This window comes from Flavivirga aquatica (assembly GCF_001747085.1).
Taxonomy (GTDB): Bacteria; Bacteroidota; Bacteroidia; order Flavobacteriales; family Flavobacteriaceae; genus Algibacter_C; species Algibacter_C aquatica.
This window is the reverse complement of record NZ_MDJD01000034.1, coordinates 262666-278979: the sequence shown is the minus strand read 5'-3', so window position 1 is coordinate 278979 and position 16314 is coordinate 262666. Positions and strand designations below refer to the sequence as shown.

General features: G+C 30.8%; 11 protein-coding genes and 1 tRNA gene. 8 read left to right on the top strand and 4 right to left on the bottom strand.

The features are described from left to right. Window position 1 precedes the first annotated feature (1 nt). The 3 genes from lolA1 (at window position 2) to ribB (ending at window position 3991) form a co-directional block, all read left to right on the top strand. Window positions 2-643, top strand: coding sequence for an outer membrane lipoprotein periplasmic chaperone LolA1 (lolA1, locus tag A8C32_RS07435; RefSeq protein ID WP_093455610.1), 642 nt, complete (start codon window positions 2-4; stop codon window positions 641-643). 155 nt (window positions 644-798) lie between these two features. Next, on the top strand, window positions 799-2808 hold the full coding sequence (locus A8C32_RS07430; protein ID WP_349267233.1) for an LptF/LptG family permease: 2010 nt from the start codon (window positions 799-801) through the stop codon (window positions 2806-2808). Between the two features lie 16 nt (window positions 2809-2824). Further along, window positions 2825-3991, top strand: coding sequence for a 3,4-dihydroxy-2-butanone-4-phosphate synthase (gene ribB / locus A8C32_RS07425; RefSeq protein WP_240491709.1), 1167 nt, complete (start codon window positions 2825-2827; stop codon window positions 3989-3991). A gap of 82 nt (window positions 3992-4073) precedes the next feature. Here ribB and A8C32_RS07420 read toward each other — a convergent pair whose 3' ends face one another. Both A8C32_RS07420 and A8C32_RS07415 read right to left on the bottom strand, forming a co-directional pair. Beyond that, window positions 4074-5267, bottom strand: a complete 1194-nt coding sequence (locus A8C32_RS07420; protein ID WP_069829802.1) for a DegT/DnrJ/EryC1/StrS family aminotransferase — start codon at window positions 5265-5267, stop codon at window positions 4074-4076. Window positions 5268-5460: 193 nt separating this feature from the next. Further along, on the bottom strand, window positions 5461-6090 hold the full coding sequence (locus A8C32_RS07415) for an NAD(P)H-dependent oxidoreductase (protein WP_069829801.1): 630 nt from the start codon (window positions 6088-6090) through the stop codon (window positions 5461-5463). Between the two features lie 218 nt (window positions 6091-6308). On the opposite strand from A8C32_RS07415, the gene A8C32_RS07410 reads away from it, so the two are divergent. Further along, a tRNA-Ser gene (locus tag A8C32_RS07410) sits at window positions 6309-6393 on the top strand. Window positions 6394-6643: 250 nt separating this feature from the next. Here A8C32_RS07410 and A8C32_RS07405 read toward each other — a convergent pair. Next, window positions 6644-7795, bottom strand: a complete 1152-nt coding sequence (locus A8C32_RS07405) for a hypothetical protein (RefSeq protein ID WP_069829800.1) — start codon at window positions 7793-7795, stop codon at window positions 6644-6646. Window positions 7796-8179: 384 nt separating this feature from the next. Here A8C32_RS07405 and A8C32_RS07400 point away from each other — a divergent pair, with 384 nt between their 5' ends. The 4 genes from A8C32_RS07400 to A8C32_RS07385 all read left to right on the top strand — a co-directional run bounded on the left by A8C32_RS07400 (window position 8180) and on the right by A8C32_RS07385 (window position 15457). Then, window positions 8180-9373, top strand: a complete 1194-nt coding sequence (locus tag A8C32_RS07400; RefSeq protein WP_069829799.1) for a glycoside hydrolase family 88 protein — start codon at window positions 8180-8182, stop codon at window positions 9371-9373. A gap of 6 nt (window positions 9374-9379) precedes the next feature. Further along, complete coding sequence (locus A8C32_RS07395) at window positions 9380-11938, top strand: glycoside hydrolase family 2 TIM barrel-domain containing protein (RefSeq protein ID WP_069829798.1); 2559 nt, start codon at window positions 9380-9382, stop codon at window positions 11936-11938. Window positions 11939-11990: 52 nt separating this feature from the next. Then, complete coding sequence (locus A8C32_RS07390) at window positions 11991-14036, top strand: glycoside hydrolase family 127 protein (protein ID WP_069829797.1); 2046 nt, start codon at window positions 11991-11993, stop codon at window positions 14034-14036. Window positions 14037-14098: 62 nt separating this feature from the next. After that, entirely contained in the window at window positions 14099-15457 is a 1359-nt protein-coding gene (locus A8C32_RS07385) for an FG-GAP repeat domain-containing protein (RefSeq protein WP_165605807.1), read from the top strand. Between the two features lie 284 nt (window positions 15458-15741). Here A8C32_RS07385 and A8C32_RS21450 read toward each other — a convergent pair whose 3' ends face one another. Next, the gene (locus A8C32_RS21450) at window positions 15742-15861 is read right to left on the bottom strand and encodes a phosphoadenosine phosphosulfate reductase domain-containing protein (RefSeq protein ID WP_123803372.1); all 120 of its coding nucleotides are present in this window, start codon (window positions 15859-15861) and stop codon (window positions 15742-15744) included. Window positions 15862-16314 lie beyond the last annotated feature (453 nt).

Sequence of the window (16314 nt, the reverse complement as noted above, 5' to 3'; positions counted from 1 at the left end):
TATGACGATTAAAAACTTTATAACCATATTATGTATTACTATTAGCTTAACTGGATTTTCTCAAAATAAAGGAAAAGCCTTACTAAATGAAGTTTCAAAAAAAGTAAAAAGCTATGATAATATTTCTTTAGATTTTAAATATACATTAGAGAATGTTGCAGAGAACATCAAACAAGAAACTAAGGGAGATGTTGTAATGCAAGGTGATAAGTACAGATTAAATATTCTTGGAGTGACACGCTTATTCGACGGAAAAGCACTTTATTCAATTAGTCCTGAAGACGAAGAAGTAACGATTTCTTCTCTAATTAATGATGAAAATGATGCTATAACACCAAGTAAGATGCTCTCTTTTTATGAAGATGGTTATATGTATAACTTAGATATTGAACAAAATATAAAAGGCAGAAAAATTCAATATGTAAAGCTTACACCAATTGATTCTAATTCTGAAATTAAGAATATTCTTTTGGGTATTGATGCGCAAACTAAACACATCTATAATTTAATTCAAGTTGGTAAAAACGGTACAAAAACCACACTTACTGTTAATTCTTTTAAAACGAATACGCCTTTATCAAAAACCTTATTTACCTTTGATGCTAATAAATATAAAGATTATTACATCAACAAATTAGATTAGGTATTTAACAAACTTTATAAAAAAAATAAGAATGCTGTTTATGCATGTGCTCTTAATTTTTTTGAATTAGCTTGTTAAACAATTTATTAGTAAAATTTATATGTTTAAAACATTTATGACTAAAAATTTAATCACCTACAAGGATTATCATATAAATGCTGAATCTTACTATAAAAAACAATAAGTTTGATCAGATGAAAATATTAGACCGTTACATAATTACCTCATACCTTAAAACTTTTATCAGCGTGTTTCTTATACTCATGCTGATATTTATTTTACAAACTATTTGGTTGTATATAAAAGAACTTGCTGGCAAGGAACTTGATATTATGATTATAGTAAAGTTTTTAGTCTACTTTATGCCCAAATTAATACCGCTGGTATTACCTCTTACTATACTATTATCTTCTATTATGGTATTTGGTAGCTTTGCAGAAAACTATGAATTCGCAGCCATGAAATCTACAGGGATTTCTTTACAACGTGCTATGTCTGGTCTCAGTATTTTTATTGTCATTTTAGCAACTACTACATTTTTCTTTTCAAATAATGTGATTCCTTGGGCTGAACTAAACTCTTATAACTTACGTAGAAATATAGCAAAAGTAAAACCTAGTATGGCTATTGCCGAGGGGCAATTTAATCAAATAGAATCTACCCCCTATAACATAAAAGTAAAAAAGAAAAGTGGTGACCGAGGGCAATATTTAGAGGATGTAATTATCCATCTTAAATCTGTAGATGGAAGAAGAAACCAGACGACGATAATATCTAAAAAAGGAGAGCTTTTTAGTGAAAAAAACTCAGATGTTTTAAAACTTATTTTACTCGATGGCTATTTTTATAGAGATGAATATCCAAAAGATTCAAAAGCTAAAAAGAGAAAACCTTTTATAAAAAGTGCATTCGAAAAAAAGATTATTAATATAGATTTATCTCAGCTTAATAAAGTCGATTTTGATGAACAATCGAAAACCGATAAATACAACATGTTAGATGTTATTGGTTTGACTAAAACTATTGACTCTCTTATTATAAAAAGTGAGTCTGATTATGAATCATTTTCTAAAAATTTACATCTAAGATCTGGACTTTTAAAGCCTGTAGATAAAAAAGAAATTGTTAATGACTCTATTATTGCTCCAAAATATCTTTTAGATATTTTTAGTACTAAAGACAAATTAGAATTAGTTGATGCCGTAGCAAAAGCCATGAAGAGTTCAAAACAAGTTATCACATCTAAAGAAAACACTAGAAAAACACAAAAAGCATGGTTGAATAGACATATTATTTCACTTCACGAAAAATTTGCATTAGGTTTTGCTTGTATAATTTTGTTTTTTGTAGGTGCTCCATTAGGTGCTCTAATACGCAAAGGGGGCATTGGATTACCCATGGTTATAGCCATAATTTTATTTTTAAGCTATCACTTTATTGGTATTTTTGCTATTAATAGTGCTAAAAACGGAAGCTTCAATCCTATACTCGCCAGTTGGTTTTCTACCCTTATTATGTTACCTCTGGGTGTCTTTTTAACAAAGAGAGCTACCGCCGATAAAGGTTTAGTATCTTTTGGTTCTATTACTGTACCTCTAAAGAAAATATTTAAGATAAAAGAAAAAGACAGTGTAGACTATAAATTCTTATCATCATATAAGCATGAAGCATTAATAGACCTTATTCAAAACTATAAAACGCTTGGACATGGAGAAGGAACCAGATATGAAGCTCTTAATATTTTAAATACTAATGGTGTTTCAATAGATCAATTACGTGAAAAAGGCATAACAATCGATAAAGGTTATGAGATATCTCAAGCTTTAGCTAAGGGTTATAAAAAATACTCCAAGTTTGCTGTTGTTTTATATGGTATTGCTATTGTTTTATTGGTACTTTTCTTTGTTTGTAAAAATAACAAACTACCATCTGTAGCTGATGTTTCTATAAAAATTAGTATTGGTTCATTTCTCTTATTTATAATTTACTATATAAAATCATTAGTTAATACATTCAAATTCTATAAGCATATAAATATGCAAGAGAAAAAACCTAAGCTATTACTTTTAATATTAGGAATTCCTTTACATATGATAACTTATATGTTTTTAAATGTTAAAATAAAAGAAGACTTAAAACAAAATTGTTTAGAATCTTTAAAATAAGCAATATCTTTGCATAATGATAGCAGATACAGATAGCATGACACAAAAAAATGATCCAAAGTTTAAGCTAAATACGATACATGAGGCTATTGACGATATAAGAAATGGAAAAGTTATTATAGTTGTTGATGATGAAAATCGTGAAAATGAAGGTGATTTTTTAGCTGCTGCCGATAAAGTAACTCCAGAAATGATAAACTTTATGGCTACACATGGTAGAGGTCTTATATGCACACCTTTAACTGAAACTAGGTGTAAAGAATTGGAACTTAATCTGATGGTTCGTAATAACACAGATCCTATGGAGACTGCCTTTACTGTATCAGTAGATTTAAGGGGTAATGGTGTTACTACAGGAATTTCTGCAAGTGACAGATCTAAAACAGTTAAAGCTTTAATTAGTAATGATACTAAACCTCTTGATTTAGCACGACCTGGACATATTTTTCCTTTGGTAGCTAAAGAAGGTGGTGTTTTACGTAGAACTGGACATACCGAGGCTGCTATAGATTTTGCAAGATTAGCGGGTTTAAATCCTGCTGGTGTGATCGTAGAGATTATGAATGAGGATGGCACAATGGCTAGGTTACCTCAACTTATTAAAGTAGCCAAAAAACTTGATTTAAAAATTGTATCTATTGAAGATTTAGTAGCATATAGAATGCAGCATGATTCTTTGATTGATAAAAAAGAGGATTTTCAAATTGAAACTAGGTTTGGAAGTTTTAGATTAAGAGCTTATAAGCAAACTACAAATAACCAAGTTCACATTGCTTTAACCAAAGGACAATGGAAAGACAACGAAGCTATTCTTACAAGAATAAATTCAACCTTAATTAATAACGATATTTTAGGTACACTTACAAATAATGTAGATAAGCAGTTAGACAATATGTTTAGACTTGTTAATGAAGCTGGTAAGGGCGCTATTATCTTTATTAATCAAGAATCTCAATCTATGAATATATTAAAACGTTTGTCTTTTTTAAGTAACAATCAAAAAGAAAATACTATAATTAAGGCACCTAAAATAAATATGGATTCTAGAGATTTTGGTATTGGTGCTCAAATACTACATGATTTAAACATACATAAGCTTCGTTTAATTTCTAATACAGAACAAACTAAACGTGTTGGTTTAATTGGTTATGGTTTAGAGATTTTAGAATATGTTAAGTATTAAAAATATTTTTGTCTTTTAGTAGAATAAGTACAAATTAATTTATAAAAACCTCCAAGATTTAAAATCTTGGAGGTTTTTATAATTATAGGGAAGCTTTAATGGTTTCAACCATTTTATTCGCTCTTGCCTTAACCTGTTCTTCTGTCCAAGACAATTTTATTAAACAAGATATATTTCTAGCAATATAACTATCAGATTGATTAAATGTTTTTGTTTCAAGATATTTTAATCCTTCTTTAACTTCGGTAGAAATAGGAAATAGGGATTTTAAATCCTTTAAATGATCCCATTTACGTATATAGTGCCAGGTATTATCGTAATAATGGAAACATACGTCTATTCCATTTTCTTTAAATTCTCCAGAAACTTTACGAGCAATTTCTAAATCTGGCAAAAAGAAGTTTAAAAAAGCATAACTTTCTTCACCACCTTCTGGAACTGTTCTAAAAGTGACTTCTGGGATTTCTGCTAACGCTTCTCTTAATATGGTATAGTTTCTCTTCTGAATACCTAAAAAGTCTGGTAAACGCTTTATTTGAGCTAAACCTACAGCTGCATGTAATTCCGAAATCCTAAAGTTATAACCTAAAAAAGGATGTGTTTCTGCACCTCTATCGTTACCTACATGATCATGCCCATGATCGCTGTAATGATCTGCATTTGTATAATAGTCATTATTGTTAGTTATAACTGCTCCACCTTCTCCACAAGTTATTGTTTTAACGAAATCAAACGAAAAACAACCTAAATCTCCAATACTACCAAGTGCTTTTCCTTTATAACTACCTCCTATGGCTTGACAAGCATCTTCTACCAATAACAAATTATGTGTATCACAAATTGCTTGTAGCGCTTCCATGTCTCCCATACTACCGCACATCTGCACCAACATAACGGCTTTTGTTTTTCGCGTAATTGCCGCTTCTACAGCTTTAGGATCTAATGCCAATGTATCATCTATATCTACTAACACAGGTATGGCTCCTAACATCATAATCGCTTCAAAACTGGCTACAAATGTAAAAGTAGGCATGATAACTTCATCCCCAGCTCCTACTCCTGCTGCCGCAAGTGCTACAGAAACTGCTGCCGTACCGCTTGATACTAATTGTACATGTTTTGTTTTAAAAAAACTTCCTAGCTCTTCTTCTAATGCTTTGGCTTTCCAATGACCATTTCGCATACCGTCGAACCCATAACGCATTAGGACACCATTGTCTAATACATCATTAACTTCTTTTCGTTCTAAATCTCCAAATAATTCGAATCCTGGCATATACTATTTTTATTTTTTAAAGTTGTTTTTGGATAGTTTTTGCATTAAGGATTGAGACTTTACTGAAGCTCTTTTTTGTATTTCTAAAAAAAGCGACTGTTGAAATATTTATATTCATAAGTTCAATAATTCTAAATATTAAATTACGAATAAAGCCCGCTCCTTGTGGTAACGTCCAAATATTTAATATTCTTTATAATTCTATAACGGCTTCTTCTATGGGTTTTCTAACTTTTTTAAAATCTGCAAATATATCATCGTCTGCACGATAACCTACTGGTAATAATAGTACCGATTTTAATTCTTTATCTCCTAATTTAAGAATCTCATCATATTTTTCTGGCAAGAACCCCTCCATTGGGCATGAATCTATACCTTCTATAGCACAGACAGTCATTAAATTACCTAATGCTATGTAAGCTTGCTTTTTAGACCATTCTTGACGCTCGTTAACAGATTTTTTGCTCATCATTTGAGTAAGGTCTTCTCTAAATGGTTTTAGTATAGATTCTGAAGTTTTTCTTATGTCTTTTATATTATCATAGTAATTATTAACATCTTCTGTTATAATATTTTTTTGAATACATATAACCAATAAATGTGATGCTTCTTCTACTTGCTTTTGATTATATGATAATTCAACTAATGACTTTCTTAATGTTTTATCTTCAATTACAATTAACTTTATAGTTTGAAGACCAAAAGAAGTCGCTGTTAAATTAAATGCTTCTTTTAAAACATCTAATTTAGCATTAGATAGTTTCTTGTTATTATTAAACTTTTTTGTGGCATAACGCCATTGCAATTGTTTTATAGTATCCATGCTTAATATTCTATTACCTGCAAAAATAAGGTTTGAAATGTGTTTTTCACTATCTTATTAAATAAAATAAATTATCCTTTTAAATTAATTATTAGCTATTAAACTCAAAAACAATACTATAAAAAAAAAGTATAAAAAAAAGTAGTTTTTTATTTGATAGAATTGAAAAAGGGTTCTATATTTGCACCCGCATTCAGGGAATACTTGATGAGACACTTGGAGAAATGGCAGAGTGGTCGAATGCGGCAGTCTTGAAAACTGTTGAGGGTCACACCTCCGGGGGTTCGAATCCCTCTTTCTCCGCTGAGAATTTACTAAATTCTACTAAAAGCCCGTAAACATTATGTTTATGGGCTTTTTTAATTTTATCAATTACTAAATAATAGCAAAAATTGGGATCATTCCTAAATGTTGTGTTTAGGTAAAACTAGTTCTACCCTAAATAGAAAGAATTCTACATTTTTAACAGCTCTAAACTGAGCTCTAAATGCTTTAACTTTAGCATTGAAAGCTTCCGCTAAAGCATTTGTGCTTCTTTTGAGACTAGATGCCTTCAAAAACTTACTGTAAATATTTCTTTTAAACTAGTATTTGTTCTATCTACCCCACTAGCATAGAATATTGAAGTAAAATATTCATGATTATTTAAGTGATAATCTGAAAACTCCTCACACGTATTAAATCTAGTGAAATATTTTATAGTAGCTTCAATTCCTATATCATGATTCGAAAAAAAAATAAACTGATCCGTATTATCTGGTCCTGAAATTTTAGAGACTATGGAGTATTCATATTTTAAGCCTGTAGAATTTAATTGAAAGATAGTATCTTTAAGTACTGGGTGTTTATGAAACTTTAAAGTCTGTTCATTTATTTCAAAGTATGGATTCCCCTCATTAAAAAAATGAATAAATGGATTATAGTTCCTTAGAGGTCCAACGTAAATTGAATTACCACTTTTTATTTCAGAAATAGAAGTTTTGGAAGACAAACGAATATCAAACGACTGTTTATGATTTTGAAAAAGTGCATGTAAATTTTGTGTTGCTCCAGCTGCCATACCTGTAGCATATGAATATTTGGCGGGCCTATGAAATTTCTTCAATTCTGGCAATTCTTCACTTTTCGCATAAAACTCTTCAATAGAATTAATACTATAATCTCTAGTCCAACCTAGGCTACCTGTAATCGTGGGACCAGAAAACCCAAAAAAATCACCAATATATAATGTTGTTTTTTGCTCTTTATCCAGAAATGAACTCCATAAACCAGGCTTTTTTGCTGGCCAAATGGAAATTATTAAAAATAAAGTAGTTACACAAAGTAAAAAAAATAGTATATAATTAGAAATGCTTATTTTATTAAGAGATAATTTAGTTGAATTTGGTTTTATAAATTTGACTTCATATTGCCCCTTTTCAATAATAAGCTGATATTCAGAATTTTTTCCTTCTTTTTGATAATGATTTAGAAGTTTCTTTCTAAGGTTATAGACATGAACACGAACTTTAGTCGTGTTTTTATCATCTTTTATTTCATTTTTAAAAAATTCAAGCTCAATTACGCTCTCTTTTAAGTTAGTGCCTTTTTCTGTAGCATCAAAAAGGTATTTCAATAAAGATGTACTTGTTGTTGGTTTAGAAAATGCTTTGCTTTTTATTAATTCAGCAAAAAGTACTTGTTTCTTTTCAGAAGATAATTTCATTTGATAAAATTACATAATTATAAGTTAATTTCTAATACCCCTCTTCATATCACAAATAATTTTTATACTGATTTTTTTTGAAAAAGAAATTAGATATTAAAATCAAGTTGAAAAAGCAAACAAATATAAAGAATATAGGCAAGTTTATCTTTTTAAATGAGAAAAAACCTAAAATCACACTAAAAATATAAGAAACTGAATTCCAGAGAATTGTTTTTAATTATTAACCGTTAAGCCTACCGTCTAACTATAGTTTCAGTAGTGTTTTAAGGATTTATTTACTTTCATTTGTCGATAGATTCATCATATTTACATAAAACATAAGGTATGCTTTAAACAATCTCAGTTCAGCATATTCTATACTATTTAAACTATAAAATTATAATGTACAGAAAAAAAGCTCTATTAATCATCCTTTATTGTTTTTCTCATACAATTGAATCTCAAGTTTTATTGAAATTCGACCCAGATGAAGTCCTATTATTTGCAGAATCTCAGTATGAAAAGGCTATAAATCAATTAAAAATTGAAAACGGGATGCCAAGAAACGGTCATTCTGATGGAAGTTGGAATCAAAAACCTATTGAAGATTGGACTAGCGGTTTTTTCCCAGGTACATTATGGTATTTATATGAAAATAGTAAAAATGAAAAATGGTTAAAAGCTGCTCAAAAATGGACGGCACCTTTAGAACCCCTAAAGCTTTTTAATAAGCACCATGATATTGGTTTTATGGTTTATTGTAGTTACGGAAATGGATATCGTTTAACACAAAATAAAAACTATAAGGAAATTATTTTACAAACATCTAATACACTAGCTACTCGATATCGCCCAACAACAAAAACAATACTCTCTTGGGGAGATATTAATGAGAAAAACCCAAAAACACATAAGGTAATTATAGATAATATGATGAACCTTGAAATGTTGGAATGGGCATCTAAAAATGGAGGAAGTAAAAAATTTGATAAAATTTCACGTAATCATGCAAATACTACTTTAAAAAATCATTTTAGAAAAGACTTCAGCTCCTATCATTTAGTAGAATATAACCCTAACACAGGCAAAGTTCAAAATAAATCCACTGTTCAAGGTTTTGCTGATGATTCTATGTGGTCAAGAGGGCAAGCTTGGGGCATTTATGGATTTATAATGATGTATCGTGAAACAGCCATTAAAAAATATCTAAAAACCTCAGAAAATCTAGCAAAAACATACTTTGAAAGCTTACCCATTGATAATATTGCTTATTGGGATTTTAATGCGCCTAATATACCTAACGAACCCCGTGATGCCTCTTCAGCGGCTATTGTAGCTTCAGCCTGCTTAGAATTATTCGAACTTACAGAAAAGAAAATGTATTATAACCAAGCAATAAGTATCTTAAATGAGCTCGCATCGGACAAGTACTTAGCGAAAACAGACAATTATTCATGTGTTTTATTGCATAGCGTTGGATACAAACCAATAAATTCAGAAGTTAATGTAAATATTAATTATGCCGATTACTATTTTATTGAGGCACTTATACGCTTAAAAAAACTGCAAATTAAAATGTTTAAAAATAAGCAATAAAAAATTATGGTATTATTTAAACAAATTAAAACTCTTTTTATTCAAGTCTTTTTTTTTACTGTAGTTTTTAACGGAACAGCCCAAAACAATGGTCTTGAAAATTTTAATAATGACTGGATTTTTACTTTATCCGACTCAGTAGAATATAGTCTAACAAACTATCAACCGAAAAATTGGCAAAAAATTGATGTGCCACATGACTGGACAATTGAACAAGGTTTTTCGCAAGATTTAGAAGGTTGTACCGGGTTTACACCAGGTGGAATTGGCTGGTATAGTAAAATGTTTAATACCAAAATCAATAAAAATCAGAAGTTTTATATAATATTTGATGGGATATATAACAATGCCGAATTCTGGATAAATGGAATACGAATTGGAAATCACCCTTACGGATATGCCCCAGTTTATTATGATTTAACAAACCTACTTGCTCCAAAGGGAAAAAAGAATAGGATTTCGGTTCGTGTTGATCACAGCAGATATGCCGACTCGCGTTGGTATACGGGTTCAGGTATTTACCGAAACGTACATGTTTTAATTACTGATAAATTGCATATCCCTGTTTGGGGCACTTTTATTACAACACCAAAAGTATCAAACGAAAGTGCATCTGTGGAAATCAAGGTCTCGCTAAAAAATGACACCTCAACTATTAAAAAGGGGGCAATTATCAGTGAAATATTTGATATGCAAAATACTAAAGTAACAACAATACGTAATCCTTTTTCTTTAAATGAAAATAAGGATTCAGTTGTTACTCAAAACGTACAAATTTCAAAACCCATAATGTGGAAACTGGAATCTCCACATTTATATACTGCTAAAACTTACATTATAGCAAACAATAAGGCATCTAAAAAGCGAACAACAAGATTTGGTATACGATCCATCCGATTCGATAAAAATAAAGGCTTTTTCTTGAATGATGAGAATATGAAAATTAAAGGTGTTTGCTTGCATCATGATGCTGGACTGGTTGGAACAGCTGTTCCTAAAGATGTATGGAAAAGACGCTTGCAAAAATTAAAAGATGGAGGCTGTAATGCTATACGAACAGCACATAATCCAGCTTCTGATGAGTTTTTAGATTTATGTGATGAACTTGGGATTTTAGTACAAAATGAGTTTTATGATGAGTGGGATTTACCAAAAGACAAACGATATAATATGCACGATAAAGAGGTTGATTATATTACACGTGGACATTCGGAGCATTTTCAATTGTGGGCTGAAAAAGATTTAAAAAATACTATGCTTTCTAGTCGCAACCACCCTAGTGTTTTTCAGTGGAGTATTGGAAATGAAATAGAATGGACGTATCCTGGAAACCGTGGTGCAACAGGTATATTCAAAGAAACAAACAAAGATGACAAAATAGATTGGACACTTTGGCGAACTGTAGTTCCACCACATACACCCAAACAGGTTCGAGAATACTGGGAGAATTTCCCAAAACAAACTTTTTATATTCAAAATACAGCTCAAAAATTAGCTCAATGGACAAGGGAGATGGATGTAAGTCGCCCTGTAACGGCTAATTGTATATTGCCAACTTCTAGCTTTGAAAATGGATATACGGATGCTTTAGATGTTATTGGGCTTAGTTATAAACCCCATAAGTATGATTATTTCAAAGAAACCTATCCAGATAAACCAATGATGGGAACTGAAAATGTACCTCGTTGGTATGAATGGAAAGCAGTTATTGATCGTGATTTTATTCCTGGGTTATTTTTATGGACAGGAATTGATTATATAGGCGAACGTAGATCTAGTCATTGGCCACTTAAAGCAACTGTTGATGGACCTTTAGATTTAGCAGGATTCCCTCGGGCATCATACTATATGTTTAAATCTTTATGGAAAAATGATGAAGCAGTAATATCTATTTACTCACAAACTGAAGAAAAATCCATTTATAGAAATGATAAAAAACGTGGTGTAATTGAAAAGGAAAAAGACTATTGGAAACTTGCGCCACGTACCTGGCAAGATGTGAATCCTTACTGGAATTATAAAAATGGTGAAGCTACAATAGTTGAAGTGTATTCAAATTGTGAAGTTGTAGAATTATTTCAAAATGGAAAATCATTGGGAAAACAATATTTAAAAGACCAAGATGATCGTACTTTTAAATGGGCTGTAGATTATAAAAAAGGAAAACTTGTTGCTAAAGGAGTCAAAGGAAAATTAAAGGTACAAACTTACTTAGAATCAGTTGGTAATCCTGTAGCAATTCGTCTAAGTCCTGATAGAAAAAATATGACTGCTAATAATACTGATGTCTTACATGTAATTGCACAATTGATTGATAAAAACGGACGTGAAGTTAAAAATGTAGATAAAAACATAACTTTTGAAATAGAAGGTTTATATAGATTTTTAGGCACAGACTGTGGAAACTCAGCCAAAATAAACAACTTTAAAAATAAAACAGTTACAACTGAATTTGGTAAATGCTTGCTTGTGTTACAAGCAACAAAAATGGAATCCTCCTTAACTATTACAGCAACCAGTAATGATATAAAAGAATCTAAGAAATTATTATTTAACATAGAATAAAACGTGCTTGTTAATTATATAAAGCAATGAAAACTAAATAAATTAGAACCACATGAAAAATCTAATAACAATAATCTCTACACTTCTTACGATTGGTTATTCACATGCTCAATTACATGGAATAGCAAATAACTCAGATAGTCCCAATGTAAAGCTAAAAAGTATTAACATTGGAGATTGCGTATGGACTGAAGGTTTTTGGGCTGATAAATTTAATGTCTGTTCATCTACCATGGTTCCTCATATGGGAACTATTTTAAAAGGTGATACTGGTCATGCATACAATAACTTTAAAATTGCTGCTGGATTAAAAGAAGGAGAAGCAAAAGGAAAGCTTTGGCACGATGGCGATTTTTACAAATGGATGGAATCTGCTATGTATGTCTATGCTCAAAACAAAGATGAAAAAATAAATAATGAGCTTGATGAAATTATTGAAGTTATAGCCAAAGCACAGGAAGATAACGGTTACCTATCTACACATATACAAATTAGAAAAATAGAGCCATTTTCAAAAATCACAAATCATGAATTATATAATAGTGGACATTTATTAACCAGTGCGTGTATTCATAATCGCATTACGGGTAAAACTAATTTTCTAAATATAGCTATTAAACACGCTGATAATTTGTATAATATTTTTCAGTCTCCATCTGAAGAATTAGTCCATTTTGGATTTAATCCGTCTCAAATTATGGGATTAGTAGAATTGTACCGAACAACTAAAGATAAAAGATATTTAGAATTGTCTGAGATCTTTATTAATAATAGAGGGAAAGAAAAAATGAAATGGGGAACAGATCATTCTTCTGTGCCATTTTGGTTTGTCGGAGATGCTTTTCAAGATAGAACCCCTCTACGTGAAGAAACGGAAGCAGTGGGACATGCAGTATTAGCTTTATACCTATATTCAGGAGCTGCAGATGTTTATGCTGAAACGGGAGAGAAAGCTTTATTAGATGCTTTAGAGAAGATAAGAGCTAGTGTGGTAGATAAAAAGATGTATATAACTGGTGCCTGCGGTCAAGTAGACCATGGTGCTTATGGGTATGGAGATATGGTTCATGAAGCCTTTGATGCTGATTATGCAATGCCAAATGCAAGTGCTTATTGTGAAACCTGTGCTAATATTGGAAATGCTATGTTCAATTGGCGAATGTTAGGTTTAAAAGGAGAGTCTAAATATGCAGATATTATGGAATTAGTAATGTTAAATAGTGCACTTTCAGGTATAAGTGTGGATGGGAAGAACTACTTCTATCAAAACCCACTACGAGCAATTTCTGGAAAAACAACTGTAGATGAAAATGATAAACAAGCGCATCAAATACATAAACAAGATCATCAACGTCAAGCATATTTAGATTGTTTTTGTTGTCCACCAAACATTGTACGTACTATCGCAAAAGTTTCTGGGTGGGCTTATAGTCTATCTAAAAATGGCGTAGCTGTAAATTTATATGGAGGGAATAAACTTAATACAAAAATGCTAGATGGCTCAGAACTTAAATTATCACAAAGCACACAATATCCCTGGAAAGGAAAAATTAATATTACAATAAACAAGTGTAAGAAAGAACCATTTGATTTAATGCTTCGAATTCCGGAATGGGCTACTGGATCTAAGATAACCGTAAATGGAATGGAGACTGTCTCTAAGATAACACCTGGTAAATTTACTGTTATTAATCGAAAATGGAAAAAAGGAGATTCAGTTTCTCTAGATATGCCAATGGATATCAAATTAATTGGAGGACATTCAGAAATTGAAGAAGTACGCAATCAAGTAGCCATCAAACGCGGCCCTATTGTTTATTGTGCTGAATCAACAGACCTTCCTAAGTATTCAAAAATTTTAGATATTTATTTACCGCAATCATCAGAATTAAAAGCAAATTATATTCCTAATTTATTAGGCGGTGTTACAACTATTTCAGGAGATATTAAGCTACGTAAAGAAAAAACCAACGGTATGTATTATGAAGTAAAAAAACCAGAGTGGGAAACTGTAAAGACTAAATTTATACCTTATTTTTCATGGGCAAATAGAGGATTAAGTGAAATGACTGTTTGGTTACCAATTATATGGGAATAAAGTTTATTATTTTGAAACAACCTATACTACTTATATTTATTTTAATAATTAGCTTTTCTATTTTGAATTGTAATTCTTACAAAAAAGAATCATCAGAATCAAATTATATAAGTTGGAAAGAGCATACAATTGATGACTATGAATTAAGCGGAAATAAGATTAGTGGTGGAGATGGGTTGGTAATGGCTGATATTGATATGGATGGGTTTGAAGATATTATTTCTGTTCACGAATCAGACTGGAAATATGATGGAATTCCAAGAGGGCATTTAAGAATCGCATTTGGCAGTAATGATCCAGATATTTTTTATTTAACAACTATTGGAGAAGGTCAGGAAGTTGGAGGAATAGAAGATGTAGCCGTTGTAGATCTTAATAAAGACGGGTTTTTAGATATCATAGCTGCTTGTGAATTATCGCATATCACCTATTTTGAAAATCCTGGCAAAAATATAAGAACACATTATTGGAAAAGACTTATACCTGAAATCACTAAAAACAGAGGTTCCTTTATTCGAGTATTTACAGCAGATTTGAATAAAGATGGACAATCAGAAATTATTACTGCTAATAAAGGGAGTCAGGCTGGATATGCTAAAGGTGCCACTCCTAAACCTATTTCTTACTTTGAGATAATAGGTAATCCTTTAAATAATAGCTCTTGGAAAGAAACGGTTTTATTAAATGTATTGGTTCCAATTAACGCTCAACCAATAGATATTGACAATGATGGGGATTTAGACATATTAGTTGGGTCTAGAGGTGAGAATCGAATTGTTTTAATGGAAAATATTAGTCAAGATTCCATACAATTCCAAGCACATAATATTAATATTTCTAAAATAGCCAATTTAAACTTACCTAACGTTGAGGTTTCAGGTTTTAACCTTGACTTTTATGATATAAATAAAGATACTTTATTAGACATCATTATAAAGGATAATCAAGAAAATTTGATTTGGCTTGAACAGCCACCCATATTCTCTAAAGAATGGATTCCTCATAATATAGGTTCAATATCACCTGATATTTTAGTTGGTTTTGTTACTGCTGACATTAATGGTAATCAGTTAATGGATATCATTGTAGGTAGTTATAGCAAAGGTGCAAGAACAAAAGATGGAAATGTAACAGTTAATGATCATTTAGGAAGTCTTGCTTGGTTTGAGCAACCTACTAATCTATCAAAAAAATGGATTTTTCACCCTATCGTGAGAAGAAAAAGGGGAATGTATGATAAATTTATCGCTTATGATATGGATAAAGATGGAGATTTAGATTTTGTATATACACGCGGTAACAGTCACCCTTTTGATGGTGTTTATTGGATAGAGCAAATACGCTCAAAAGAAAATCCTACAGTTTTTTTTAAGAGTGAAAGAATTAAAGATAGTGAAAAAATGCCTTTTATAAATCAATGATTTTTCTGTTTTTATACTGAAAAATTTTAGGGCTTTCCTACCTTGACGGCTTACCAACATGGTCAAAATGGGTATTAAATACTCAGAATTTATTTTTAGTTTTTATTTCTTCAAATAAAGCATAAGCCCAACCCATGGAGACTTTGTTTAGTGTTTCTGAAAATCAAAATGTAGTTATTTCTAGTGCCTTAAAATTTATATTTTTTATAAAAAATGCAGAATACTCTCCTAATGCTTTTCCATCATCTCGCCCTACTCTTATAAATTTATAATTAGTTAAGACACTATCCATTTGCTTCATCTAATTCGGTAACGCCATTAAAAGGCAAACAATTTTCTGATTTTGCTACTTTAAGTGCCAAATGCATCATAACTGTACTGTCTTTTCCTCCACTAAAGGCTATGTATGTTTTTGGAAACGTATTAAAATGTCTTGCAAACGTTTTCTAGTTGCGGTATAGACATTTTTGTGTAAATAGTTTTTGGGCATGTTTTTATTTATTAATATTTATTGAGGTTGCTTCGTTACTCCGCAATAACATAGTCTGTTTGATTTTTTATTATTTATTCTACCATGATATAGAAAATACCACTACTCCATTTTCCTGCAACAAGGTATTATTGGTAATAAAACTAATCTTTCTGGTCTTCTCTATAGTCTATGCATAATCTGGTGCCTATGTAATATTTGGTTTTTGCATAAAATTTTGATAATCTTATATCTCGCAGGATAAACAAACATGTCTGCACCTTTATTATAATCAAATTCATCCTCTTTTTTCTAGTTCCTTCACTAATATTAGTAAATCTACTCTTTTTTACAGTATTCTTCCTAAAAAAATATCATATCAAACATC